General features: G+C 66.5%; 20 protein-coding genes. 8 read left to right on the top strand and 12 right to left on the bottom strand.

What is annotated here, in order from left to right:
- Positions 1-9 precede the first annotated feature (9 nt).
- Both ACQPZ2_RS15060 and ACQPZ2_RS15055 read left to right on the top strand, forming a co-directional pair.
- Positions 10-780 (top strand): SDR family NAD(P)-dependent oxidoreductase, encoded by a 771-nt coding sequence (locus ACQPZ2_RS15060; RefSeq protein WP_433526106.1) that lies wholly within the window; start codon positions 10-12, stop codon positions 778-780.
- Positions 781-849: 69 nt separating this feature from the next.
- Positions 850-1,599, top strand: coding sequence for an SDR family NAD(P)-dependent oxidoreductase (locus tag ACQPZ2_RS15055; protein WP_433526105.1), 750 nt, complete (start codon positions 850-852; stop codon positions 1,597-1,599).
- A gap of 82 nt (positions 1,600-1,681) precedes the next feature.
- On the opposite strand, the gene ACQPZ2_RS15050 is transcribed toward ACQPZ2_RS15055, so the two are convergent.
- Entirely contained in the window at positions 1,682-2,671 is a 990-nt protein-coding gene (locus ACQPZ2_RS15050; protein ID WP_433526104.1) for an alpha/beta hydrolase, read from the bottom strand.
- 103 nt (positions 2,672-2,774) lie between these two features.
- On the bottom strand, positions 2,775-3,518 hold the full coding sequence (locus ACQPZ2_RS15045; RefSeq protein ID WP_433526103.1) for a hypothetical protein: 744 nt from the start codon (positions 3,516-3,518) through the stop codon (positions 2,775-2,777).
- Between the two features lie 227 nt (positions 3,519-3,745).
- Here ACQPZ2_RS15045 and hsaA point away from each other — a divergent pair, with 227 nt between their 5' ends.
- Positions 3,746-4,954, top strand: coding sequence for a 3-hydroxy-9,10-secoandrosta-1,3,5(10)-triene-9,17-dione monooxygenase oxygenase subunit (hsaA, locus tag ACQPZ2_RS15040; protein WP_433526102.1), 1,209 nt, complete (start codon positions 3,746-3,748; stop codon positions 4,952-4,954).
- Positions 4,955-5,029: 75 nt separating this feature from the next.
- Here the strand turns inward: hsaA and ACQPZ2_RS15035 are convergent, their stop codons facing one another.
- The 4 genes from ACQPZ2_RS15035 to ACQPZ2_RS15020 all read right to left on the bottom strand — a co-directional run bounded on the left by ACQPZ2_RS15035 (position 5,030) and on the right by ACQPZ2_RS15020 (position 8,792).
- On the bottom strand, positions 5,030-5,578 hold the full coding sequence (locus ACQPZ2_RS15035; RefSeq protein ID WP_433526101.1) for a flavin reductase family protein: 549 nt from the start codon (positions 5,576-5,578) through the stop codon (positions 5,030-5,032).
- Positions 5,579-5,602: 24 nt separating this feature from the next.
- A complete protein-coding gene (locus tag ACQPZ2_RS15030) occupies positions 5,603-6,784 on the bottom strand; it encodes a hydroxylase (RefSeq protein ID WP_433526100.1) in 1,182 nt (393 codons plus the stop codon).
- A 164-nt stretch (positions 6,785-6,948) separates the two neighbouring features.
- Positions 6,949-7,794: an alpha/beta fold hydrolase gene (locus ACQPZ2_RS15025; RefSeq protein WP_433526099.1), complete on the bottom strand. Its 846-nt coding sequence runs from the start codon at positions 7,792-7,794 to the stop codon at positions 6,949-6,951.
- Positions 7,791-8,792: a VOC family protein gene (locus ACQPZ2_RS15020; protein WP_433526098.1), complete on the bottom strand. Its 1,002-nt coding sequence runs from the start codon at positions 8,790-8,792 to the stop codon at positions 7,791-7,793. Before ACQPZ2_RS15020 ends, ACQPZ2_RS15025 begins: the two co-directional genes overlap by 4 nt.
- A gap of 250 nt (positions 8,793-9,042) precedes the next feature.
- On the opposite strand from ACQPZ2_RS15020, the gene ACQPZ2_RS15015 reads away from it, so the two are divergent.
- Both ACQPZ2_RS15015 and ACQPZ2_RS15010 read left to right on the top strand, forming a co-directional pair.
- Positions 9,043-10,644, top strand: a complete 1,602-nt coding sequence (locus ACQPZ2_RS15015; protein WP_433526097.1) for an FAD-dependent oxidoreductase — start codon at positions 9,043-9,045, stop codon at positions 10,642-10,644.
- A gap of 258 nt (positions 10,645-10,902) precedes the next feature.
- Positions 10,903-11,796, top strand: coding sequence for an IclR family transcriptional regulator (locus ACQPZ2_RS15010; protein ID WP_433526096.1), 894 nt, complete (start codon positions 10,903-10,905; stop codon positions 11,794-11,796).
- Between the two features lie 49 nt (positions 11,797-11,845).
- On the opposite strand, the gene ACQPZ2_RS15005 is transcribed toward ACQPZ2_RS15010, so the two are convergent.
- The 3 genes from ACQPZ2_RS15005 to ACQPZ2_RS14995 form a co-directional block, all read right to left on the bottom strand.
- Complete coding sequence (locus tag ACQPZ2_RS15005; protein ID WP_433526095.1) at positions 11,846-12,352, bottom strand: DoxX family protein; 507 nt, start codon at positions 12,350-12,352, stop codon at positions 11,846-11,848.
- 32 nt (positions 12,353-12,384) lie between these two features.
- Complete coding sequence (locus tag ACQPZ2_RS15000) at positions 12,385-12,648, bottom strand: hypothetical protein (RefSeq protein ID WP_433526094.1); 264 nt, start codon at positions 12,646-12,648, stop codon at positions 12,385-12,387.
- A gap of 145 nt (positions 12,649-12,793) precedes the next feature.
- Positions 12,794-16,234: a protein kinase domain-containing protein gene (locus tag ACQPZ2_RS14995; protein ID WP_433526093.1), complete on the bottom strand. Its 3,441-nt coding sequence runs from the start codon at positions 16,232-16,234 to the stop codon at positions 12,794-12,796.
- A gap of 300 nt (positions 16,235-16,534) precedes the next feature.
- Between ACQPZ2_RS14995 and mftA the strand changes: the two genes are divergently transcribed.
- Positions 16,535-16,633, top strand: coding sequence for a mycofactocin precursor MftA (mftA, locus tag ACQPZ2_RS14990; protein ID WP_433526092.1), 99 nt, complete (start codon positions 16,535-16,537; stop codon positions 16,631-16,633).
- On the opposite strand, the gene ACQPZ2_RS14985 is transcribed toward mftA, so the two are convergent.
- From ACQPZ2_RS14985 to ACQPZ2_RS14975, 3 genes are read right to left on the bottom strand one after another with little or no spacing between them, the layout of a single operon-like run.
- Positions 16,627-18,012, bottom strand: a complete 1,386-nt coding sequence (locus ACQPZ2_RS14985) for an amidohydrolase family protein (RefSeq protein WP_433526091.1) — start codon at positions 18,010-18,012, stop codon at positions 16,627-16,629. The two genes, mftA and ACQPZ2_RS14985, sit on opposite strands and share 7 nt — an antisense overlap.
- Complete coding sequence (locus ACQPZ2_RS14980; protein WP_433526090.1) at positions 17,999-19,735, bottom strand: CoA transferase; 1,737 nt, start codon at positions 19,733-19,735, stop codon at positions 17,999-18,001. The genes ACQPZ2_RS14985 and ACQPZ2_RS14980 overlap by 14 nt, the downstream gene beginning before the upstream one ends.
- A gap of 30 nt (positions 19,736-19,765) precedes the next feature.
- On the bottom strand, positions 19,766-20,821 hold the full coding sequence (locus ACQPZ2_RS14975) for an enoyl-CoA hydratase/isomerase family protein (RefSeq protein ID WP_433526089.1): 1,056 nt from the start codon (positions 20,819-20,821) through the stop codon (positions 19,766-19,768).
- A gap of 138 nt (positions 20,822-20,959) precedes the next feature.
- Here ACQPZ2_RS14975 and ACQPZ2_RS14970 point away from each other — a divergent pair, with 138 nt between their 5' ends.
- Entirely contained in the window at positions 20,960-21,736 is a 777-nt protein-coding gene (locus ACQPZ2_RS14970) for an enoyl-CoA hydratase (protein ID WP_433526088.1), read from the top strand.
- 233 nt (positions 21,737-21,969) lie between these two features.
- Positions 21,970-23,661, top strand: a complete 1,692-nt coding sequence (locus ACQPZ2_RS14965; RefSeq protein WP_433526087.1) for a hypothetical protein — start codon at positions 21,970-21,972, stop codon at positions 23,659-23,661.
- Positions 23,662-23,802 lie beyond the last annotated feature (141 nt).

The following is a 23,802-nucleotide window of genomic DNA, read 5'->3' as shown; positions in this document are numbered from 1 at the left end:
AGGAATCCTATGGAAATCAAGGGTAAGAAGGTCGTCGTATTCGGCGGCGCCTCCGGTATGGGCCGGGCCAGTGCCGAACTGCTCGCGGCGCGTGGCGCCGATGTCGCCGTGCTGGACCGTCCAGGTACGGCGGGCGCCGAGGTCGCCGCCGCACTCGGCGCCAGCTTTTACCCCGTCGACATCACCGACTTCGCGGCGACCGAGCAGGCACTCGCCGACGCCGTGGATTCCCTTGGCGGACTCCATGTCTCGATCACCACGGCGGGCGGCGGCAAGGCCAAGCGCACGCTCGGCAAGGACGGTCCGCACGATCTCGAGACCTTCCGTCAGGTGCTCGACCTCAACGCCGTCGCGACCTTCAATATCAGCAGGCTCGCCGCGGCGCATATGAGCCGCAACGAGCCGGAGGATCCGGAGGACACCGGCGAACGCGGCGTCATCATCAACACCTCCTCGATCGCGGCCTTCGAAGGTCAGATCGGTCAGGTCGCCTACACCGCCTCCAAAGCCGCCATCGCGGCTATGTGCCTGACCATGGCCCGTGATCTCGGCTCCCTCGGCATTCGGGTACTCGCCATCGCGCCCAGCCTGTTCGAAACCGGTATAACGGCCAAGATCCCGGACGAGGCGCGGGCGCAGCTGGTCAAGGACGCCGCCTTCCCCAAACGGCTCGGCCGTCCCGAGGAGTACGCCAAACTCGCCCTCGCCATCATCGACAACCCGATGCTGAACGGCCAGTGCCTGCGTCTCGATGCGGGCCAGCGGTTCGCCCCGAAATAGTCGCGGTTTCGAACACGAAAGTTCAAGTCGGGCATCGTATTACGGTGCCCTGTTCGAAGGAGGGACGCGATGTCCGAACATGAGGGCAAGATCGCGGTGATCACCGGAGGTGGCCGCGGCTTCGGTAAGGCATTCGGCACCGCATTGTCGGAACTGGGCGCGCACGTCGTGCTCGCCGATATCGACGGCGAGGTCGCCGAATCCGCAGCCGCGGAACTGATCGCGCAGGGCCGCAATGCGACCGGCGTGGCCTGCGATGTCGCCGACGAGGACGGCGTCGCCGCGATGATCGACGCGGTCGCCGAACGCCACGGCGGTATCGACATCCTGGTCAACAATGCGGGCCTGCACGCCGCATACAACAGGCCGTTCACCGAACTCGGCCTGGCCAAGGTCCGGCGAGTGTTCGATGTCAATGTCATGGGCGTGGTCAACTGCACGCTCGCGGCACACAAGGCGATGACCGGGCGCGAGGGCGCATCGATCGTCAATATCTCGTCGTCGGCGGCCTACGCCAACCGCACCGTCTACGGCGTCTCCAAACTCGCCGTGCGCGGCCTGACCATGTCCTTCGCCCGCGAATTCGCCCCCGACGGCATCCGTGTCAACGCGATCGCACCCGGTTTGATCTTCACCGAAACCATTCGGGCCGAACTCGCTCGCGACGAGGCCGAGCGCGTCATGGGTCAGCAGATTCTCCAGCGCGAGGGCGAGGAGCGCGACATCGTCGAGGCACTGCTCTACCTGGTCTCGTCGAAGGCGTCCTTCGTCACCGGTGAAACACTCCGTGTGACAGGCGGTTTCGCACTTTCGGTCTAACGTTGCGCCGAATTGTTCTGCGCATCAACAACTGTGGCCGGGTCTCGCAATACTTATTGCGAGACCCGGCCGCGGTTTCGGGTCAGCGCGCCGCCCAGTGCTCGTCGACGAATCGTCGGATTTCCCCGGCCCTTTCCCGGTCCTCCGGTGCGGTCCCGAGGAACATGCCGTGACCCGCGGCTTCGAAGACATGCAGGTCCGCTCCGACACCGGCCGCGCGCAGCTTCCGGTGCAGGCGCACGGTGTCCGACAACAACACATCGCGGGTGCCGCTCAGCAGCAGGGTCGGCGGGAAGCCCTTCGTGAAATCCCCGAACAGCGGCGACAGATACGGGTCACGCAGATCGTGCCCCGCCGCGTACAGCAGGATGGCGGGCATCAAGCTCCCGATCTGCACATTATCGAGGCCCTGGTTGGTCTGCCACGTGTCACCCGACTCGGTGAGATCGACTGCGGGCGTACCCAATACCGCCGCGGCGGGCAGTGGGAGACCTTCGTCGCGAGCCCGCAGGATCAGCGCGACAGCCAGATTCGCTCCGGCCGAAGTGCCGCCGACGATGATCTCCTCCGGACGATATTCCTTCAGCAGGGCGCGGTAGGTGGCCAGACAGTCGTCGAGCGCGGCCGGAAACGGGTGGTCGGGCGGCATCCGATAATCGACCGACCAGGTCCGGGCCGCTACCGAAGCGGCCGCGCCGACACCCATCGCGCGGCAGATCTCGCCGCCGCACAGGATCCAGGACCCACCATGGAGATCGAGATACACCCGACGGTCTTCATCGGCGACTGCCTCGGGGGTGATCACATAGACCTTGGCGCCGCCGGTATCGATCTCCGATACCGAAGGACCGGGCGCATCGGTCGCCCCGCCCCGCATCGCCAGCATTCCGAGCACTTCGGCGTCCGTCGATGCGATCATGTCCCGCCAGCCCTGGACGTCGTTCAGCGCCGGATATTCCGGCGACGGCCCGAGCATGCCCCGCGCCAGTATCGTTCGCGCCTGCTCGCTCACCGACGTCGGCACCGGTATATCCCGCGCCGGTACGTGCAAGGTCGGCCGCGAATCACGCACCTGTATTCCTCCGACTCGTCATCGATCGAGTTGAACGGTACCTACCGATAAAGACGCTGCCGGTTTCGTGCAACCCGCACGAAACCGGCAGCCGCCACCAGAGTTATGCGGTCGCAGGCTCCGCCTCGACAGCTTCCTTCGCGGCGAGTTCGGCTTCCTCACCCTTGATCGCCTTCAGCAGTACCAGCGGCGTCGCGACCTTCCAGACGAGGTAGGCGATCGCCGGAATGCCCTGGGCCAGAATGCCGTTCCACGCGAACGGGCCGGTCTTGTTCAGGAAGACGAAGGCGCCCGAGATGAGCAGGACACCCAGGAGCATGCTCAGGTGCGCGTACCAGCGCGGGAAAATCGGCTTGTCGCGCTGGTCGAAGTAGGAAGCGAACCCGATCGACCAGACCTGCAGTACGAAAATACAGGCGTTGCCCACATACATCAGCCAGAAGATGTCGGTCATCGCGGACAGGACATCAGGGGAATGGCTTTCCGGCCGATATGCGGCGGCGGCCAGAATCGCCAAGGGGTAGAAGAAGCCAGTCGGCGCGACGACGCCGGTGGTCAGCTGAACCATCGACAGCCAGCCCCAGCCGCCCTCGACCCGCTTCATCTGCATGCTGGTCGCGACGACGTATGGATATTCGAATGGCACGGTCAGCACCATGATGGCCACACACAGCAGAATCCCGTGCTGATGCTCGACCAGGAAGTCGCGAACCTCATTCGCGGACATCGTCGGACTCATGGGCGAGAGCAAGTCGCCGACACCGTAGGCGACCAGCATCAGTACGAGGACCAGGAATCCGCTCCACGCCGACCAGCGCTGTAATCTGAAATAGATTGATTTCTTCAACGGATCTCCTTCGATCTCTGCACTCATCGCCAGCAATTCCGTCCCGAGGACGAAAGCTCCCCTAGTGTGATGACCCGCACATTCGACCGTCGGCGAACTTCCGCAGAGCGGGACGGCCGCACAGCCGCCCCATCGTCGGAGCCGCGCATTCCCGTTCAGCGGCAGCCGCGTGCGAGCCGGTCGTGTTCCGGCTGGAGTACGCGGTGCTCAGGGCGCAGGATTACGGCATGGACAACGATGTAGCCGAGGCGGTGCGCGGGCTGCTGCCGGAACTGGCCGAACGCGCGGCGCAGGTCGACGTGACCGGCGAAATACCGGAACAGACGATGACCGACCTCATCGCCGCAGGCGTCTTTCGGCTGCTGCAACCGAAGTGGAGCGGGGGCCTGGAAGCCGATCCGAATCAGTTCTACGACGTGGTCCGGATGATCGCGGGCGTCTGCGGCTCCACCGGATGGGTGGCCTCGGTGCTCGGGGTAGTTCCCTGGCATGTGGCGCTTTTCGACGAGCGCGCCCAACGCGAGGTGTGGTCGGGGGGATGGCAGCCGACGGAGTCGGCGGGGCGGGTAAGCCCAGATCACCCCAACGCGCTGATCTGTCCGTCCTATGCGCCGGTCGGCCGGTTGACGCCGGTCGAAGGGGGCTACGAACTCAGCGGACGGTGGCGCTTCGCATCCGGCTGCGCACACGCGTCATGGGCGGTACTCGGCGGCACCGTCTACGCCGAGAACGGTGATCCGGTGGATATCGTGTCCGCGCTGGTACCGCGGACGGATTACCGCATCGACAAGGTGTGGGACTCCGTGGGCCTGCGCGGCACCGGCAGCCATGACCTGCACATCGATCGCATATTCGTCCCGGAATACCGGACGACGCGCAACTACGACGTCACCCACCGGCGTGGCCCGGGCCAGAAACTGAATACCGGTCCGCTGTATCGCATGCCGTTCGGCACGATGTACAGCTATTCGGTCACCGCGCCGATGATCGGTTTGGCGGAAGGCTGCCTGGAGAAATTTCTCACACGCATGCGCAATCTCAACCGACCGAGTTTCGGTGGCGGCAGCCTCAGCACGGACCGGTCCGTGCAGATCGCCGTGGCGCGGGCCGAATCCGATGTCGACGCCGCCGTCCTGCAGCTGCACCGGAACCTGCAGGACCTGTACGAACGTGCGCGCCGCCGCGAGGACATCCCGATGGAGTTGCGGCTGCGCGGCCGCCGGGATCAGGTGTGCGGCACCGAGCGTGCGATCACCGCGATCGATCTGGTTTTCCAGGCCGCGGGCGGCATGTCACGACGCCGTGGCAACCCGATCGAACGGGCCTGGAGGGACGCGCATACGGGCAGTATTCATGCCGGTAACGATGTCGAATCGTCGCTGGCGCTGTGCGGCCGCGGCTCGTTCGGGTTGTACGTCGACGACATGCTGGTCTGAACAGACGACGACCCCAATGGCCTGCCCTGCCATTGGGGTCGTCGAATTGCGCACTGCTACATCGGGTTCAGGTGACTACCAGCCGACGAGCTGGTCCATCACCAGCGACGCGCTGGCGAGGTAGTCGCCGTACCCACCGCGGAAGAACAGCAGCGGAGTACGCACCGACTCCACCCGCAGTTCGTGCACCTGCCCGACGACCAGAACGTGGTCACCGATCTCGACGATCTGGGCAACGGTGCAGTCCACCCACGCGACAACGCCGTCCAATACCGGATTGCCCAATGCGGACGACTGCCACGTCACACCCTCGAACCGGTCGCCACCCCTGGACGCCATTCGCCGCGACACATGTTCCTGGTTGCCCGCCAACGCATTTGCGCAGAACCGCCCGGTCTCGCGGATGCGTTGCAAGGTTGTCGACGACGTGTCCACCAGGAACGACACCAGGGGCGGGTCGAGCGAGACGGAGGTGAACGTCCCTACGATGAACCCGTGCGGGCGCTGATCATCGTCGAGGGTGGTGATCGCGACCACGCTCGTGGGGAAATGGCCGAGCACATTCCGGAAGTGGCGCGTATTGATGGCCACCACCGTCTCCTGCGTTGATCGGATCTCGCTCATATCCGTCCTCCCTATCCGCTCGTGTCAGACCATCACGACCATCGACGGCGGCAGCTCGAGCCCCATCTTGACCAGTGCGTTCGCGTGATAGGCCGTACCGGGAACGTGGACCATGTGCTGCAGTGCCATATGCGCGTCACGCCAGTACCGCTGGATCGGGTTACTCCGCCGACCGGCGTTTCCACCGGAGCGGGCGAAGATCTCGTCCAATGCCGAAACCGCCCGCCAGGCACAGCGGACCTGATTGCGACGGATATCCAACCGGTCCTCCAGCGTGATCGGTTGCCCGGACTCGAGCTGGTCATACAGCCGACTGACGCCGTTGATCAGCTGAATCCGTGAAGCCTCGATCTCCGAAGCCGCCTCACCCGCGGCGTAGAGCGTGTACGGATCGTCGCGCACCTGGACACCGGTCACCGCGACGCGCTCGCGCTGCTGGTCCAGATGCACACGCAGTCCGCCCTCGCAGATCCCGATGACCGCGGAGGTCAACCCGAGCGGGAACATGGTCGTGAACGGCAGCTTGTACACCGCGTCGGTAAGGCCGCGCTTTTCTGCCGCCGCACCCTGCATGATCTCGTCCTGGACGATGACGCGGTAGTCGGGCAGGAACGCCCCCTCGATCACCACGTCCTTACTGCCGGTACCCGACAGGCCGACCACGTCCCAGGAATCGTCGATGATCTTGTAGTCCGCACGCGGGACGACCACATGCAGCACGGTCGGCGGCCCGGCGGGCTTGCCGGTGCCGTCACCGAGCAGGGCGCCGAGGAAGACCCACTCGCAGTGGTCTGTGCCAGAGGAGAACGGCCATCGCCCACTGAGCCGGTAACCGCCCTCCACCGGATCGGCGACGCCCATCGGCATGTAGGGCGAGGCGATCCAGGTGTCCGGGTTTTCACCCCAAACCTCTTGTGGCAGACGGGGATCCATCTGCGCCATCTCCCACGGATGAACGCCGACGACGCCGCACACCCAGCCCGCGGCGGGGTCGTGCTGCGCGACCGCCATCACCGCTTCGGCGAAATCACGCGGGTGCGCTTGGTAACCACCGAACTCCTTGGGCTGCAGCAGCCGCATCACCCCCGCCGAACGCAGCAGTTCGGCGGTCTTATCGCTCAGCTTGCCGAGCTTCTCGTTCTCCTCGGCGAGTGCGGCCAGTTCCGGCCCCAGCTCCTCGACACGTTGGACTACTTCGTGTGCCACGACGCACACCTCCTACTTACTGGGAAACTACAGGTGCCGCCGCGACGGCCACCGAAAGTGCCGATCTGGCGAGGGGATTGGCTCATTGTGATTCCTTGGTCCATTCGGTCACCACGGACTTTCCGCTCACTGGAAAGACGCGTGGTGCGTTGGCGTCGGGCGGACTATGAGGCGGTTGGTTTACGGGTGAGGAATTCGATCGCCACCCGCTCGAAATCGGACTTGCGCTCGATCTGCACCCAGTGCCCGCAGCGGGCGAAGGTGTGCAACTCGACATCGGGCAGCCACCGGTTCGCGAAGTGCGCCTGGTCGTAGGGCAGCATCCGGTCGTCGCGACCCCACAGCATCAGCGTCGGAGTCGTGATGGTGGCTGCCTTGGTCCACAGCGGCGTATACGTCTGGCGCAGCTTCGGATCGAACATCGAACCGAAGATCGCCTTCATCCGATCGAGCACGCCCTCGGCGGTGGCATTGCGCATGCGTTCGTCGACGAGCTCGTCGGTGATCAGCGCGGGGTTGAACACCATCGCCTTGATCCAGGCGATCATCCGATCGCGGGTGGGATCCCCGAGGAATTCGAACAATCGCTGAAAGCCCTCGCTGGGGTCGGCCTGGAAGATTCCGACCGAAAGTCCGCCCGAGCCCATGATGGCCATCCGGCGCACTCGTTCGGGATGCAGGGCGGCCAATTCCGCCACCACCGCTCCGCCCATGGAGTTGCCGATGAACACCGCCGAATCGATGCCGAGGTGATCCATCAGCCGCGCGATCCACTTCGCGGCGACCACCGGGTAGATCTCGTCGAGTTCGGGCAGCGCGCTACCACCGAAGCCCGGCAGATCGGGTGCGATCACCCGGAACTGCTCACCGAGGACCGGCAGATTGTGCTGAAAGTTCGACCAGGCGCTGACACCGGGACCCGAACCGTGCAACAGAATCAGCGGCTCACCCGCACCCACCTCGTGGTAGTTGAAGGTGAGCCCGTCGACATCAGCGGTCCGCTGCGTCATTTCAGACCCGCGGACGGCGAAGTGCTGAGGAATCCGGCGCCAGGGCCGACGTCGAGGACGTCGCCGTACCAGGTCTGGCCGTACTGCAGCTCGGGCACCTTCCACTCGAGCGCCTGCCAGTCCGGATCCATGATCAGGTACCCGCCGGAGTAGAGCTCGACGCGGTGACCGGAGCCGGGATCGTGGATGTAGAGGTACATCGCCTGGCCGATGCCATGCTTGCCCGGACCGTGCCCGTAGTCGATCTCGAGATCACGGATCTCGTCCGCGGCCCGCAGAATGTCGTGGTAGTTCTCGATATTGAAGGCGATGTGGTGGAACCGCGCCTTCGCGTCCTCACCGTTCACCCCGATCGCGATGTCGTGCACCTGCGGGGTGACCGACAGCCAGGACGCCATGAGGGTCTCCGGGAACTGCGGGATCATCGCAAACTCACGGCGCTTGAAGCCCAGCGCGTCCTGCAGCCACTGCTCGGATTGGTTCACCGTGCTCGCGCTGGTCTGCACGTTCAGATGGTCGAGGCGGCGCACGCCGAAACCGCGGCGGCGCGAGCTGTTACTCGGCAGCTTCGAGCGCAATTCCTCTGGCGCGAGCGGCTTTTCGATGTCGTAGTAGAGCTCGAACGGGTGCTCACTGCCCGGCACCAGGAACCGGATCGCGGTGCCGCGGCCCACCTCGTGCCCGGCGGGCAGCTCTATCGTCTCGATCTCCTGCCGCTGGAGCTGCTCGTAGAACAGCTCGACATCCTGCGGGCGCTGGACCCGGAAGCTGTAGGTGTTCACCGTGGCCTCGTCCTGCTGGGTCAGCACGAGCGAGTGGTGGGTGAGCTCCTGGTAGCCGCGCAGGTAGGCCACGCCGTCGTCGGTCTGCGCGACGACCTCCATGCCGAGCAGGTCGCGGAAGAACCCCAGCGAACGCTCCAGGTCCGTCGTGCCGAGATTGATGCCACCCGCGTGGGCGATCCGAGGGCCGGGATCGTAGTCGTGGGAAAGAGTCATGCGAGCTCTCCTTGAAATCGATTGACGGCCAGGAACGCTAATTCGTGTGGCGTGCGCCACCAGGAGAATTTCCGCCCACCGGAAGCCGTGCGGTCGCGGTGGCCGGAGGAGGCACTGCTTCCGCACAGCGGGAACAGATCCCGGCCCGATTGCCGCAGCCCCCACACTCGGGAGGTCTACGCCCCGGGTGACCCAGGTCACTGGGCGGGCGATGGCAGGAGATTCGCGGTCTGGAAGCAAGGAGATGGATATGCCCGCTGACGAGGAAACCTACGACGTCGTGGTCGTCGGGTCCGGAGGAGGGCTGGTCGGCGCTTATGCCGCCGCGTCTCGTGGCCTGCGCACACTCGTCATCGAGAAGACCGATCGCTTCGGCGGCACGACCGCCTATTCCGGTGCGGGACTGTGGTTTCCGGGCAGTGCCCCGCTGCGGCGCGCGGGCGTCGAGAACGATGCCGAAACGGTGCGCGGCTACCTCCGGGAGATCGTCGACGATCCATCCCGCGAAGTCATGCAGGACGCCTACCTGCGCACCGGGCCGCAGCTGATCGACGAAATCGAGCAGAACCCGTGGTTCGGGTCCTTCACCTACCAGCCAGTGCCCGACTACTTCGCGGAGAAGCCGGGCGCGACGGCCGCGGGCAACACCATCTTCCCGGCCGAGATCGAGGCCGCCGAGCTCGGTGATCTCGCCCCGCTGATCCGCGACCTGCTCCCCAACGAGCTCTCGGGCGCGGAAGCCGGACCACTGCTCACCGGCGGCCGCGCCCTCATCGCGCGAGCACTGAAGGCGTTCCTCGAGACCGGGAACGGCTCCTACAAACTCGAGACCGCGCTCGAGAGCCTGATCGTCGAGGGCGACCGGGTGGTCGGCGTAGAGGCGGTCAGCAAGGGCGAGCGCGTCCGGATTCGCGCTACCCGCGGCGTCATCCTCGCCGCGGGCGGATTCGAGCGCAATCGCGAGCTGCGCGAGAAGCACAAGGTCGCCCCGTATCACGGCGACTGGTCCGACGGCGCTCCCGGAAACACCGGCGACGCGCTGCAGGCGGCCGTCGCGATCGGAGCAGCTACCGAGTTGCTGGATCAAGCCTGGTACGTACCCGGTGTTGTACAGCCCGGCGGACGGCCGGTCTTCCACACCGGTACGCGCAGCGGCATCTGGGTCAACAGCGTGGGCGAGCGCTTCATGAACGAACTGCTGCCCTACGACCGGGCCGGGCGCGAGATGCTGCGGCAGCACAAGGAGACCGGCGTCGCGCACATTCCGTGCCACTGGATCTTCGATCAGCGCCACATCGACCGGGACAGCTTCGGCGGCGACCCGGCCGTGCCGCCCCGCCCCGAGTGGTTCGAATCGGGTGCGCTGCGCAAGGCCGACACCATCGAGGAGCTGGCCGACCTCATCGCCGTGCCCGCCGAGAACCTCCGCAAGTCGATCGAAGAGTTCAACTCCTATGCCGACCAGGGGGTCGACGAGAAGTTCCACCGGGGCGAGACCGTCTGGGACCAGATGGCCCAGTACATCGTCGGATTCCCCGCTGGACCCGTGATGAACTACGTGAATCCACTCGACAACGGCTACCCGAACCCCCTGGTGGCGCCGATCGACACTCCGCCCTACTACACCGCCACAGTCGCGCTTGCCGACATCGGCACCAAGGGCGGCCTGAAGACCGACGAGAACGCCCGCGTACTGCGCGAGGACGGCGAGCCGATCGCGGGCCTGTACGCCAGCGGCAACACGATGGCCGCCATGTCCGGCCGGGTGTACCCGGGCGCGGGGACACCGGTCGGCTCCTCCCTGGTCTTCTCGTATCTCGCGGCGCTCGACCTCGCAGGCGCCGCCGAGTGACAGGCGCCCGATGACCGAGATTGCTTGAGCACGAGCAATATTCAGTAACCTGAGCCTCGGCCGGGGGCGAACAACTCCCGGCCGATACCAGGAGCGCCCGGCGGCGAGTAACAGTCGGGATACAGATCAGTACCCTCTTTTCCGGCAAAATTCTCTGTACCGATCTGTATAAATTTGAGCGATTTCCGCCGAAACAGTGCCTTCGCGTGGTTAGACTGGCCGCTGAAGTTCGAGTCTCCGAAGTAAGGAGGCGCTGAAATGACCTCGATGTTGAGGATCAGTGAAGCTGCCGACGCCGCAGAGCAGTCTGCGTTATCCCCCTCGCTGGTAGAACGCATGACGTTGATCATGGAATCGTTCGGGGGCGCGCAGACGCGCCTCACGCTCGAGGAGGTCAGCGGCCGGACCAACATACCCCGGTCCTCGACCCACCGCATTCTGAAACATCTCGTTCAGCTGCGCTGGTTGGAGCGCGACGGCAGGGAGTACGGCCTCGGATCCCTGGCATTGGGTCTCGGCGGACGAGAAGACGGCCACAACGCATTGCGCGCCGCGGCATTCCCACTGCTGCACGCGCTGGCGGTGCGCACCGAGATGGTCGTGCACCTGGCCGTATTGGACGGCACCGAGGTCTACTACCTGGATAAATTCGGTGGCCGGGCCGCGGTGGAAATTCCGTCGCGAGTCGGTGGCCGAGCCCCCGCCCACTGCACGGCCATCGGCAAAAGCATGCTCGCGTGGTTGTCACCCGAGCGGGTCGACAAACAGTTCAAGGGCGCGATCCAGAAGCGAACCACCCGGAGCATCAGCGATATCGGGATCCTGCACCAGGAATTGAGCCGGATCCGGGCGCGCAACGGCCTCGCCTTCGAGCGCGGCGAATGTTATTCGCATATCGCCTGTGTCGGTGCGGCGGTGCGCGGGCCGGACGGGCCGATCGGCGCGATATCCATCGTCTGCGACGCCCAGGCCGCACTCGAACGACTGGCGCCACTGGTCGCCAATACCGCGCACGCGATATCGGAGAAGCTGTTCGGCGTCGCGCCGCAGCCGGACCGGCCACGTCACGTTCCGGCCGCGCCACGGATCGCGTTGCCCAGCGAAGCGCTCGGCGAGTTGGTCGCCATGGGCGAGCGGGGCGCGTGGTTCTGAAATAGCGAACAGCCCCGCACCACCATCGGTGCGGGGCCGCCGAATTCCCTTATTCTGCCTGCGCTTTCGGCCGCCAACTCACGGCGAGCAAAATCGCCGCGCCGCCGACTCCACCGATCACCGCGATGGCCAGTCCGAGACCACCGTCGAGGGTCGCGTCGATGCCGAGCGCACGATCCAATGACGCCTTGCCCGGCCCGATGGCTGCGATACAGGCGGCCACCACCGCCAGCATCAGCACGTATTCGTAGCCGTCCTTGAATACGAAGAAGCCGTTCTTCCGATGCGCGATGACCGCGGCCACCGCCATGCTGCCGACGATGAACGCCGCCACGGGCGCGGTGAGCAGTCCGGCCGCGAAGGCGATTCCGGCTGCCAACTCCCCCGCACCGCTCAATGCCGCATGGACCCGGGGCGGCCGCAGCCCCATCGAGGCGAACCAGCCCGCCGTACCGGCCACACCACCCGGGCCGAACAGGTGGTTATAGCCGTGGGCGGCCATGGTCAGGCCTACCACCAGCCGGAGCGCCAGGATCGCGGTATCGATCATTGTCATGCGAAAAGAGACTCCTCATTGTCGATATTCGGCTACGACGTCCACAGCCGCGCACAGGGCAGCGGAAGCAGCCCCTCGTAAAGCTCGGTATCGATGTCGACGTCGACGCCCAATCCCCGCACGGCCGCCGCGAAACACTCGGCGGCCTCCCGGGCCGCGCGATACTGCAGCGTGGGGTGCCCACGAAAACGCACTCGGATACGGCAATCGTCGCAACGCGGGCGGGACCGCCGCAGCGATATCGGCTGCCAGTCGGGCTGGCGCTCGAACACCGTCGATGTGTCGTATCGGGCCATTGTCGTTTCCTCGTCGTGCAACTATCGGTGCGCCGCTTCCCGCACGAGAGCAGATGAAACGGCGACCAATTCAGTGCACTTAATATAGTCTCAGCGATTGGGCGCGAGTAGACGAGTGTGACCCACGCCACAAATATCTCGAGGACTATCGACGGGTACCGGCGGGCAGCAATTGCGTCAGAAATGACAGCGGCGTCCGGCGCAGCGCCGGATCGGTACCGGTGAGCGCGACGATGGCGGGCTCGATGGCGGCTCCGGCATCGGCCGCCAACCGCGGCAGGCCGAGTTCGGCGCACTGCGCCAATACCGGATCCAGCACGGCGATGGCCTCTTCCAAGCGGTCTGCGGTTGCCAGGCAGCACGCCGATAGCAGTCGCGCGTCCAATAACGCCCGCGGGCGGCGCTGGCGCTCGAGGCCGCGCACCAGCCGCTCGGCCAATACGGTGGCAGTCTCGGCGGCCCCGGCCGAGCGATCCGCCAGAAGCAGCCGTATTGCCGAATCCCACTGGATTTCCGAGGTAAGGATGGTGATTCCATCTCCTTCGGCGCGGTAGGGCTCGAGCCGCTCCAGTGCCGCGGCCTCGTCCGCGGCGATGGGCAGGCCGAGCCGGATTCGCTCGTTGACGATGCGGGCGGCCAACCGGGGCAGCGCGAGACTGCGGGCCATCTTCGCGCCCTCGGCAAGTCGCTCCCGCGCCGCTCCGAGATCGCCCCGCAGCGCCGCGATCCGCGCGCCGATTCCATATGCTGCCGACACGAATTCGACCGCTCCACCCTCGGGCCCCGCCTTGACGCTCTCGTCGAGCAGCGCCTCCGCTTCGTCGAGCTCGCCCCGCCAATAACACATCGCACCGAGCAGTGCGCCCGTCATACGCGTGATGTAGGAATAGCGACCCGTTTCCAGTGCCAGCGACCGAGCGGTTTCCAGATGCGCCTGCGCCGCCGCGATATCGAGTTGCTCGAAGGCGGCCACACCGGTCAAGCCGTAGCTGTGCAGCAAGCCGGTCGGCCCCTTGACCCGGGCCCGATGCGGCGCCACCCACCGCTGCCACCGGTACACCTCGTCGAAGTCGAACCGATAGAGGGCGGCTGCCGATCCGACCCCCGCCGCGATGGTCGCGATGAACGGGTCGACCTCCGACTCGAGCCGATGCACGACGTACTCCGGCAATTCCGCGAATCGGTCAGCGGTGAGTCGGCACGCGGCCCGCGCCAGCGCGGCCTCGAGTTGGAGTTCGGCGGTGTCGTCCGCATCCGGCCGATCGGCGCCGAGCACCGCGTCGACCCGATCCAGGGCCGCCTCGGCGGCAACCGGCCGCTGCAGCGAGATATTGCCCCAAGCCACGAACAGTTGCAGGCGCGCACTCGATACCGCGACCGCGGTCGGCAGTTTGGCAACCAGCCCGAGCAGGGTGGCCGTCCGGGCACTCTCCAGCAGTTCCGTCGCGCGCTCCTCGATCAGGCGCAGCGCACCCGCCGAATCGCGGGCGGCCAGTGCGTGATCCACCGCTTCGTTCAACATCGCGTGGTCGGCGAACCAGTCGGCCGCGATGCGATGCAGCCGGATGCATCTATCGGGATCCTGTTCGGCGAGCCTGCGGCGCAGGAAATCGCCGAACATGCGGTGATAGCGGAACCACTCGAAGTGGTCGCCGACATGGTCGCGCAAGTCGGCATTGCGCAGGAACAGATCTCGCGCCTTGACCTGCTGCAACAGTTTTGGGGCCGAGGGGCCCGACAGCGCTTCGGCCAGTCCGGCGCAGATCTTCTCGGTGATCGAGGTCGCCAGCAGAAAGTCCAGCAGGTCCGGATCGAGCGTATCGAGCACGTTTTCGACGAGGTACTCGCCGATCGCCTCATGCCGGCCCGAGAGTTGATCGATGAATTCGGCGGGATCACTGCTGCCGCGCAGCGACAGTGAAGCGAGTTGCAGCGCCGCGATCCAGCCTTCGGTCGAGTCGAGCAGTTCGGCGACCTGCGATCTGCCCAGCGTCAGACGATTGATGTCGAGCAGGAAGGCCGCCGATTCGGCATCGTCGAATCGCAAGTCGCCGGAATCTATTTCGACCAGTTCGTCGCCGACGCGCATCCGGCTGAGCGGCAATCCCGCACGCGTTCGGCAGGTGACGATCACCTGCAGGTGATGACATCCGTTGTCCAGCAGGAATTCCATGGCGGCGCGGGTACCGGCATCGGTGACCAGGTGCCAGTCGTCGATGACGACGGCGAGCGGCGCACCGCTGTCGTGCACTTCATCGATGAGCGATGCCAGCACGTATCGAGTGGCATCGTTGGAACGCTCCTCCAGCATCGTCACCAGTCCGCCGGCCAGATCCTGGCGAGCCCGGCGAATCGCCTCGACCAGGTGGGCGAGGAACCAGACGACATTGTTGTCGTCGTGGTCGATCGTCAACCACGCGACCGACATCCCCTGTGCGGTAAGAACATCGCGCCACTGCGCGGCCAGTGTGCTCTTGCCGAAGCCCGGCGGCGCGTGGATGAGCAGCAGTCGGCGATTGCCGCCCTCCTGTAGTTTGCGCAGCAGCCGCGGCCGGTCCACCAAGGGGCGGCCCGAGGTCGGCGGACGATATTTGGTCGACGCGACCGGCGGTGGCACGGTGGTCCGCGGGCCGGTCCCGCGCTGTGCGGGCACCATTATCGGCCCGGACCGCGGTTCGTGCGCATCCCCGGGCACCGCCATGGCGTCCACATCGAGCCCGCAATTCCGTTGGACATCGCGCAGCAGATAGCCGAATTCGACTGCCGTACGCGGTCTTCGGTCCGGATCGGTGGCCATCGCGGCTTCGATCGCGGCGCGGAGTTCGGCGGGGACGTCGACTTCACCCAGGTCGGGCCCGGGTGTCGAGGTGACTCGAACGAAATGCGCGAGCACGGCCTCACCGGACTGGCGTTCGACGGCCGCGTGCCCGGTCAGCAGGCAGAACATGGTGGCGCCGAGGCTGTAAACGTCCGAAACCGCAGTCGGCGGCGCGCCCCGCAGCACCTCGGGTGCGATGAATGCCGGTGTACCGGTGATGTGTCCGGCAGAGGTCTCGAATCCACCGCCGATATGCGCGATGCCGAAGTCCGCCAGCTGCGGCTCACCGTAATCGGTCACCAGAATGTTCGCGGGCTTCACATCCCGGTGCAGCGTACCCGTCGCATGCGCCGCAGCGAGCGCCCCGGCGATCTTCACCCCGATCGACAGCAACTCCTGCCACGGCAGCGGTCCCGTCGCGCGCAGTCGCGCATCAAGCGATCCGCGCGAATGAAAGGGCATGACGATGAACGGACGACCGTCGGCGATCACATCGGCCTGATGCACCGCAACGATATTGGGGTGACCCGAGAGCCGACCGAGCGCATGCTGTTCCCGGACGAAGCGCTCGCGTTCGTCGCCGCTGATCTCCGAGGTCAGCACCTTGACCGCGACCGTGCGATCGAGCGAGGGCTCGAGACACCGATAGACGACGCCGAAACCCCCGCGGCCGATCTCCTCGGCATCCTCGAATCCGGCGGCGGTCAGTTCGGCGGCGATCCCGAACCGGATATCGCGCTGAGTGCGTTCGTTCTCGTGGTCGGACATGGCGAATCGGCTAATCGACCGGCGTCGATCCGCGCGAACCCCCGCAGCCGCAATGTCCGACCATACGATCACCTCTCGAGGCAAAACCGCCGACCCCGACCTGCCGATCATAGTCGGGAAAGCCGAGCTCCGGTGGGGTCGCCGAGGCAGTGCCGGGATTCCGGAAAGCCGTTGCGGACGCGATCTCCAGACGTACTCGAGATCGTTCCGCTCACCGGGATCCGACACGCCGTCGCCGGGCGCTCGCTATCGTCCAGTATTTGTCATCAACCGACGAAGTCCATCGGCGAGGAGTACCGGATGTGTGACGAACAGGGCGTTGTGCACGAGTCCGACCTGGTGATCGCTGACGTCCTGGTGGAAGAGGTCTCGATCGACGGTATGTGCGGCGTCTACTGACCCGAATACACCAGGTCACCCTCCACAATGGTCGCCACGACGATCTCGGCATCGAGGTGATGGGCAGCCTCGTCCGGCGGCAGCGACAGCAGTGTCAGGTCGGCGACCGCGCCCGGTGTGATCCGGCGCGGCGTCGCCGGGCTGTCGGGTGCGCCGAAGAACAGTGCCAGCGCGTTGCGGACCGACACCGCTTCCGCGGCATGGAATTCCGTCGGCCGATGTACCGCGGCACGCACTACCGACCACGGATCGGGTGCACCGAATGGCGCATCGGACCCGGCTGCGACGCCAACCCCGGCATCGAAGAGTGAACGCAGTCGCCACAGATCGGGCAGATCCTCCGCGGGCACCTCGTCGCGGTACTGCTCGGCTCGTTCGACCACGAAATGCGGCTGGGTGACGACCGAAACTCGCTGCCCGCGTAGCCAATCCAGCGATTCGTGCGGGATCACCGCACCGTGTTCGATCCGATCCCCCGCTCGCACACCGGCCAGGTCCAGCGCGGCCATGGTCAAGATGAACTGCACCCGCGTGACGCAGTGCACCGCCACAGCCCGATCTGCCGCATGAATCGCGCGCAGCCGGTCGGCGAATTCGTCGAAAGGGGGTAGATCGAAATCGTCGAGCACGATCTTGGTGGGGCCCAACGTGAATCGTGTGCCGCTGGGCTCCAGCACTTCGGGAGGAGCCATGCAGTGCACCCGCTGGACGATCCGCCCGGTTTCGACCGTCTCGGCCAGTTGGTCGATATCGGACTGTGCGAGCCCCGGGGTCGCGTCGGTGAATCCGGTTATGCCCATCGTCGCGGCGGCGGCGCTCAGTGCCGCCAGATCCGTGGTCCGCGAGTCGATTCGCTCCCCCAGCCAGGAGTCGAGTCGGCGCAGCCGCCCGGTCGGCCGTCCGGTCTCGTCACGTTCCACACCCTGCGCGTCATTGCTGTCCAGGCCGACCAGCTCGCATGCCATCGAGTTGAGCTGCCACAGCACACCCGTGCGGTGCTGCACGCGCACGGGACGGTGCGGGAGCATCCGGTCCAGCACCGCGCGATCGAGGGGCCCAGCTACCGATTCGTGGTATCCGGTGCCGCGAATCCACTTGCCAGGAAGCAGCTTTCGATCGGCTTCCTGTAGTCGCGCCGCCAACTCGGTTGCGGTGCGCACCTGCGGCGGGCCCAGTGGAACCGAATCGTAGGTCGCGGCGAGTGAACGCAGATGGATGTGGTGGTCGTGCAGTCCGGGCAGCAACCAGCCACCGCCCGCGTAGATCTCGTCCTCACCCGGCAGGCGAACCAACCCGGTCGCGCATTCGGTGATGACACCGCCGTGGGTGCGCACGTCCATCCGGCCCGAACCGAATACCTCGGCGTCACGAATCAACATGAGGCACAACTCGTTTCATTCCACCCAGTGGCGGCACCCGCGGACGTAGCACCCGCTGCGAACGACCGTGATATGGGCATTCGACAACCCAATCCGCACCATCGGCAAGCACTCGATGCGGTCCATGGGTGAGCGCGGGGGCCGAGGCGAAGGCGGCGGCGGTGGCGCGCATGGACAGGTCGATCAACTGTCCCCCGCCACCGAGAACGGCGCAGCATACCGCCAGTGCCGCACAGATTCCGGTGAGTGGATCGGCGATGGCGTCACCGCAGAACACCGGCTCTCCCCCGTCCCAGCCGACCAGGCCGCCCGCCACCGCCGCATCGTCGCCGAACGCCACGCGCATCGGCTCGGCGCGTCCGTATCCCGTCAGGCTCAACCAGACCTGCCCGTCGCGATGCACACGTTCCCCGGGAGCCAGCCCCAGTTGAGCCAGCGCTCGCGGCCGTGATGCCTCGATCACCACGTCCGCGGTGGACACCAACTCGCGCAGCGTTTCCTGCCCCGCGCCTGTATGGAAGTCGACGGCGATCTGTTCATGGCCGCGGTGGAGCCAGTCGAAGAAGCGAGGGTCACCGCGGCGAGCGCCATCCGGGCGTCGCGTGCTCTCCACCTTGATCACCCGCGCGCCTGCGCGGCCGAGCAGGTGGGCACACAGCGGTCCCGCCCACATCGAGGACAGATCGACGACCACCAACCCATCCAGCCGCGCTCCGACGACCGGTTGGGCTATCCGGCTTGTCTGCCACGGGCATTGGGGACCGGGCGTCGCGGATGGTGCGGCCGATGATCCGGCGACAGGGTGTGCCGCGTCGTCGGGCACCCCAGTGCCAGGGTGCGCGTCGAAAGGGTGTGCGGCGGCGTCCGCGTCGACAGGCAGCGCAGCGGCGGAAGGCGCGGCAGCGGACGACGCGGCGGCGGGGCGGGCAGCAGCGGAGGCGTCGGCAGACACCGCAGCGGCAGGGGGCGCAGTAGCAGGGGGCGCGGCAGCAGACGGCGCGTCGGCAGGGCGGGCAGCAGCGGAGGCGTCGGCAGACACCGCAGCGGCAGGGGGCGCAGTAGCAGGGGGCGCGGCAGCGGACGACGCGTCGGCGGGGCGGGCAGCAGCGGAGGCGTCGGCAGACACCGCAGCGGCAGGGGGCGCGGCAGCGGACAGCGCGTCGGCAAGGCGCGCGTCGGCAGGCAGCGAGTCGGCAGGGTACGCGGCGGATGGCAGCGCGGCGGCGGGAACGCCGAGTAACTGCGCTCGGTCGGCGAGGTCGGTTGCGGTCCACGCATGGGCGGCCGTGGTGAGCGTTTCCCACGGATCGTCGGCCACCGAATCCATCCCCAGGATCGCGGGCACCGAGTCGATATCGTCTTGGCGGCTCAAGGTGATCGCGCACCAACCGTCGGAGGTGCGCAGCAAGCGACCGGCTCCGCCCGCCGTCTGCCGACCGCCGCGCCGTAGGTTCAGCAATCCGGCTCGACCGGCCAGGAGCAGCCCCGGATCGGCGCGGACCTCGGAGCCGATCTGCGCGGTGATTCGCGCCAGCGCCGCGGTGGTTTCGAGGAGTAGTCCGTATGCCGCCGCGGGCGAGACAGTGGGAGCGCCATCAGGGTGTCCGGTCAGATCCATGGCGCCGGACGCGGCCCAGGCGAGCGCCGCGCACTCCGGCTGCGCTTCGACCGGGCGCGACAGGACATCCGACGGGCACAGCGACCGCACCCAATCCCGCAGCACCGCTGCCGTAGCCGAGGTATTCGTGTGCGATCAACTCCTCGTCTGTTCCACCGCGTCGACCATGCCCCACTCGAGCGCGGCCGCCGCGGTCAATCGCTGTTCGGTCAGCATCAACCAGGCCGCGCGCCAGCGGCCGATCCGCCGCGGCACGCTGACGGTACCGCCCGCTCCGGGCACCAGGCCCATCCGCAGTTCCGGGAATGCGAAGTAGGTGTCGGGGGCGGCGATCACCGTGCCCGCGAACGCGGCCACCTCCGCGCCCGCACCGATGCATGCTCCATGGGCGCGCACCGTGACCCGGTCCCGGATGCGGTCGATGATCCGCCACGGCGCCCGGTCCAGCCGGACCAGATACGCGGCCACCAGATCCGTCGCCGTACCGAATTCGTCCAGATCGCCGCCGCTGCTGAAAACCGGTCCCGCCCCGTTGATTTCGACGGTGGTGAGCGTGGAATCGAGGTCGGCCAGGCGCACCGCCTCCAGCAACTCCTCACGCAGCCGCGTGCTGAGTGCGTTGCGCCGCTGCGGGTGATTCAGCGTGATCGTCAGGCGATCGTTGTCGCGGTGTGTCCGGACCAATGCATGCTCCGGCGGCGCGACCGTGCGCGGCGCGCCACGCTCGGCCAGCCAGCGCTCGAATTCGGTGCCACCGAGGAGCATCGAGTACAGCGCCGCCTCCGCCGCCAGCGCGGGCACGGTCGGCAACCGCACCGTTTGGCGCAGCAACTGTCCACACGCGACGGCCGCGCGGGGCGAATGTCGCACCGCCGCCCCCAGCAGCTCGAGTGCGGCATCGATGTCGTCCACCACAACGGCCTGCGGCACCGAGTTCGCCGTAGCGTCCGCGGCGAGGGTGAGCGTCGCCGCCGCCAGCAGTGGCGTCAGGCCGGGTGTCACCGGCCCACGCAGCACCCCGATGACGAGCGGTAGCGCCTGATTCATCCGCTCGGCGGTCCTGGCGATTCGGTCCGGTGTTTCCCTGCCGAATGCGTCCAGCGCGACCACCACCATGGGTGTCGCGGGAGTTCCGTCCGCGGTGAGCTGCACCGCGAACTCGTCGAACAAATCGATCCCCGAATCCGGCATAACTAAAAACTAACCGCGTCGATGAGAGGGACCAACCGCATCGACGCTCCAGTCGTTCATGGCCGGAACCGACCGGAAAGAGTATACCTAATCTGGTTAGAGTAGCTCATGTCCGATTCTCGACCCGGAAGGCCGACAATGACCGATCAGCCCGATGTCCTCGTGGAACGCACCGACACGATCGTGCGGCTGACCCTCAACCGCCCCGACCGGCTCAACGCCCTTACGGGCGACATGATGAACGAGGCCGCGGCCGTCGTCGAGAAATTCGGCGACGATCCGACCGTTCGGGTATTCGTCGTGACCGGCAATGGGCGGGCATTCAGCTCGGGAGCGGATCTTTCCAACTCGGCCAGTAATGGTCCGCAGGTCGCGACGCTCGACGCGGCGAACCGGTTGATCCGTGCCCTGCGCGCCGCACCCCAACCGGTGCTCGCGGCGATCAACGGTCCCGCTGTCGGCGTCGGATGTTCACTGGCCCTGGCCGCGGACATCACCGTCGCCCGGGAATCCGCCTACTTCCTGCTCGCCTTCGCCAATGTCGGTCTGATGCCCGATGGCGGTGCCACCGCCATGGTCCCGGCTCTGATCGGATATGCCCGCGCAGCCCGCATGGCCATGCTGGCCGAACGCATTCCCGCACCGCTGGCTGCCGAATGGGGCCTGATCGGCCAGGTGGTGCCCGATACCGACTACGATGCCGAAATCGCAAGGCTGGCAACCAAGCTCGCCAACGGGCCGACGGCGGCATACACCCGCACCAAGCGCGCGTTCAACGCGATGGCCCTGGCCCAACTCGACCAGGCGCTCGACCTGGAACGCGTAGGTCAGTCCGCCCTCTTCGAGACCGCTGATGTCACCGAGGGCATCGCGGCGTTCAAAGCCAAGCGCACGCCAGGTTTCATCGGACGCTGAGCGAGTTCGTCAGATACCACAAAAATAGCGGAACCTGTTACAGATGCTTCACAAAAGCCCTGCTCAGCATGGATAGTGCGGCGCGACTGCGTGATTGACACCGAGGAGGGCGACTCGTAGCTTCGGCGGACCGGAACGGGAATCCGGCCCGACGAAGGGAACTCAGCGTGATACGGCGTGCGTGGTCAGATCTCTGGTCGGTAAGAACATGGTGGCGCGCAATAACTTCGGCGATGGCGGGTGTCGCGGCGGCAGCCGTGCTGGTGCCCGCGCACGCGGAGCCGAGCGACGCCGCGCGAACGGAAGTGCCGGTGATCTCCACATCGGCGATCGCATCGGTCACCGAATCCGTGGTAACCGTGCGGATTCCGCTGCCGGAGTCGGTCGGACCGCATCCGAGCACGTGCGACCAACTGTCGTATCTGCGCTACCGCGACATCGACGGTCCGCGTCGCTCAGCCGATGCGGACGCCGTTCTGGTCGCCCAGCCCGGCATATTCGAAGGTGCGGGAGCGTTCGACAGCGTCGCCCGCAATACCGTGGCCGCGGCCGCGAAAGTCGGTCGGCACGTGGAATTCTGGGCGCTGGATCGCCGTTCCAACTGCCTCGAGGACCACACCGGAATCCACGCCGCCCTCGCCGACGGAGATGTCCATCGCGCTGTCGACTACTACTACCGCAATGCCGAGATCGACGGTCACCGGTTCGACGGCTACCTGCTCGACGACCGTTCGGCCTGGCTCGGCCACCTCGGCATCGCACAAACCGTGCAGGACGAATTCGACCTGCTCACCGCCGAACTGCCGGATCCCGCGATGCGCGGACAGAAGGTGCTGTGCGGCGGCCACTCGCTCGGTGGCATCGTCACCGGCGTCTTCGCCGAATGGGATTTCGACGGCGTCGCCGGTGGTGATCAATGCGCGGGCTATTTCGCACTGGACTCCGCGATCGACACCTCGCTCTCCGCACTCAACGGCATCCCGGACATGGTCGATCTGTCCATCGGCGGCCGCGGCTACGATGCCGTGACGGCCGGGCTCGTCAGCGGCGCACTCCCGCGAGTGCTGGCACTACCGGCGGTCATCAACCCGGAGACGATGAACCTGCTCGGCATCGCGGGGCTGGCCGCATATCTGGCGCCGGACACCGAATCGGATCTGGCACAAGACATTCCGAACAGCCTCAATCAGGAAGCCACCTATCGGGTGCTGATGTCACGCGATGCCGCGACCGCGGCCACCGGCTCACCATCGGTCCGCGACTTCCGAGTCACCAACGCCGCCGTGCTCGGTGCCTTCCTCGACGCCAACTCCCAGCCACTCGCACTGCTGCAAACCGGGTTCGGATTCTTCGACGGTGGACCGGTGGCCGAGAAGAACTTCCCGGTTCCCGGCGACATCGCCGCGATACCCGCGCTGCACGGACTGACCGGCACCATGCTCGGTCCCGATCGCAAGGCGATCCCGGCAGCCCCCGACGGACCGCTCTACACCTGGCGCGACTACGACCGGCTCGCCGATGTCGCCATACCGGTCGACAGCCACGGGGTCCCGTTCACCGATTCCGGACAGGAGGTAACCGATCTGCGGGACCTCTCGCGCAGTCTGGCGGCACAGCCCTTGGACTTCACCGAGTGGTACTTCCCGACCGAACTGGCCGCCGATACCTACCAACTGCACGCCCCCGACATCGCTCGGCACACCACCCATCCCGGCGCCATAGACGCCCACCCCACCGTCAACCTGATCGGCGGCTCCGGAATCGCCATCGCCAGCGGACATCCCGGTCGCGGCAGCACCGTGGTCGCGCCCGGCTACCACCACCTCGACGTACTCACCGCCGCCACGAACCAGAACAACGGGCGACCCGAGATCGTCTCCACGACACTCGCTCAGTTCGCTCTCACCACCACTGGTCCCCATTGATCGGAGGTGTACCCAGGTACACCATCGTTTCGGGACCTCACTCCCTGGGCTCGCTTCTCCGGCGAGGGCATCGTTGATGCCAACGAAGTCGTCGGCCCCCGCACCGAGCCGACGGTGAACCCAGAGAGGACGGCCAGCATG

It is taken from the genome of Nocardia pseudovaccinii, assembly GCF_050942345.1.
Lineage (GTDB): Bacteria > Actinomycetota > Actinomycetes > Mycobacteriales > Mycobacteriaceae > Nocardia > Nocardia pseudovaccinii.
Note: the sequence above shows the minus strand (reverse complement) of the source record. Positions and strands in the feature narration are given on the sequence as shown.

Bases quoted from the DNA above. Each gene is read 5' to 3' on its own strand.
- ACQPZ2_RS15060 (WP_433526106.1), top strand. From the start codon at position 10: ATGGAAATCAAGGGTAAGAAGGTCGTCGTATTCGGCGGCGCCTCCGGT.
- ACQPZ2_RS15055 (WP_433526105.1), top strand. From the start codon at position 850: ATGTCCGAACATGAGGGCAAGATCGCGGTGATCACCGGAGGTGGCCGC.
- hsaA (WP_433526102.1), top strand. From the start codon at position 3,746: ATGGACAACGATGTAGCCGAGGCGGTGCGCGGGCTGCTGCCGGAACTG.
- ACQPZ2_RS15035 (WP_433526101.1), bottom strand. From the start codon at position 5,578: ATGAGCGAGATCCGATCAACGCAGGAGACGGTGGTGGCCATCAATACG.
- ACQPZ2_RS15025 (WP_433526099.1), bottom strand. From the start codon at position 7,794: ATGACGCAGCGGACCGCTGATGTCGACGGGCTCACCTTCAACTACCAC.
- ACQPZ2_RS15020 (WP_433526098.1), bottom strand. From the start codon at position 8,792: ATGACTCTTTCCCACGACTACGATCCCGGCCCTCGGATCGCCCACGCG.
- ACQPZ2_RS15015 (WP_433526097.1), top strand. From the start codon at position 9,043: ATGCCCGCTGACGAGGAAACCTACGACGTCGTGGTCGTCGGGTCCGGA.
- ACQPZ2_RS15010 (WP_433526096.1), top strand. From the start codon at position 10,903: ATGACCTCGATGTTGAGGATCAGTGAAGCTGCCGACGCCGCAGAGCAG.
- ACQPZ2_RS15005 (WP_433526095.1), bottom strand. From the start codon at position 12,352: ATGACAATGATCGATACCGCGATCCTGGCGCTCCGGCTGGTGGTAGGC.
- ACQPZ2_RS15000 (WP_433526094.1), bottom strand. From the start codon at position 12,648: ATGGCCCGATACGACACATCGACGGTGTTCGAGCGCCAGCCCGACTGG.
- ACQPZ2_RS14995 (WP_433526093.1), bottom strand. From the start codon at position 16,234: ATGTCCGACCACGAGAACGAACGCACTCAGCGCGATATCCGGTTCGGG.
- mftA (WP_433526092.1), top strand. From the start codon at position 16,535: ATGTGTGACGAACAGGGCGTTGTGCACGAGTCCGACCTGGTGATCGCT.
- ACQPZ2_RS14985 (WP_433526091.1), bottom strand. From the start codon at position 18,012: ATGTTGATTCGTGACGCCGAGGTATTCGGTTCGGGCCGGATGGACGTG.
- ACQPZ2_RS14975 (WP_433526089.1), bottom strand. From the start codon at position 20,821: ATGCCGGATTCGGGGATCGATTTGTTCGACGAGTTCGCGGTGCAGCTC.
- ACQPZ2_RS14970 (WP_433526088.1), top strand. From the start codon at position 20,960: ATGACCGATCAGCCCGATGTCCTCGTGGAACGCACCGACACGATCGTG.
- ACQPZ2_RS14965 (WP_433526087.1), top strand. From the start codon at position 21,970: ATGGCGGGTGTCGCGGCGGCAGCCGTGCTGGTGCCCGCGCACGCGGAG.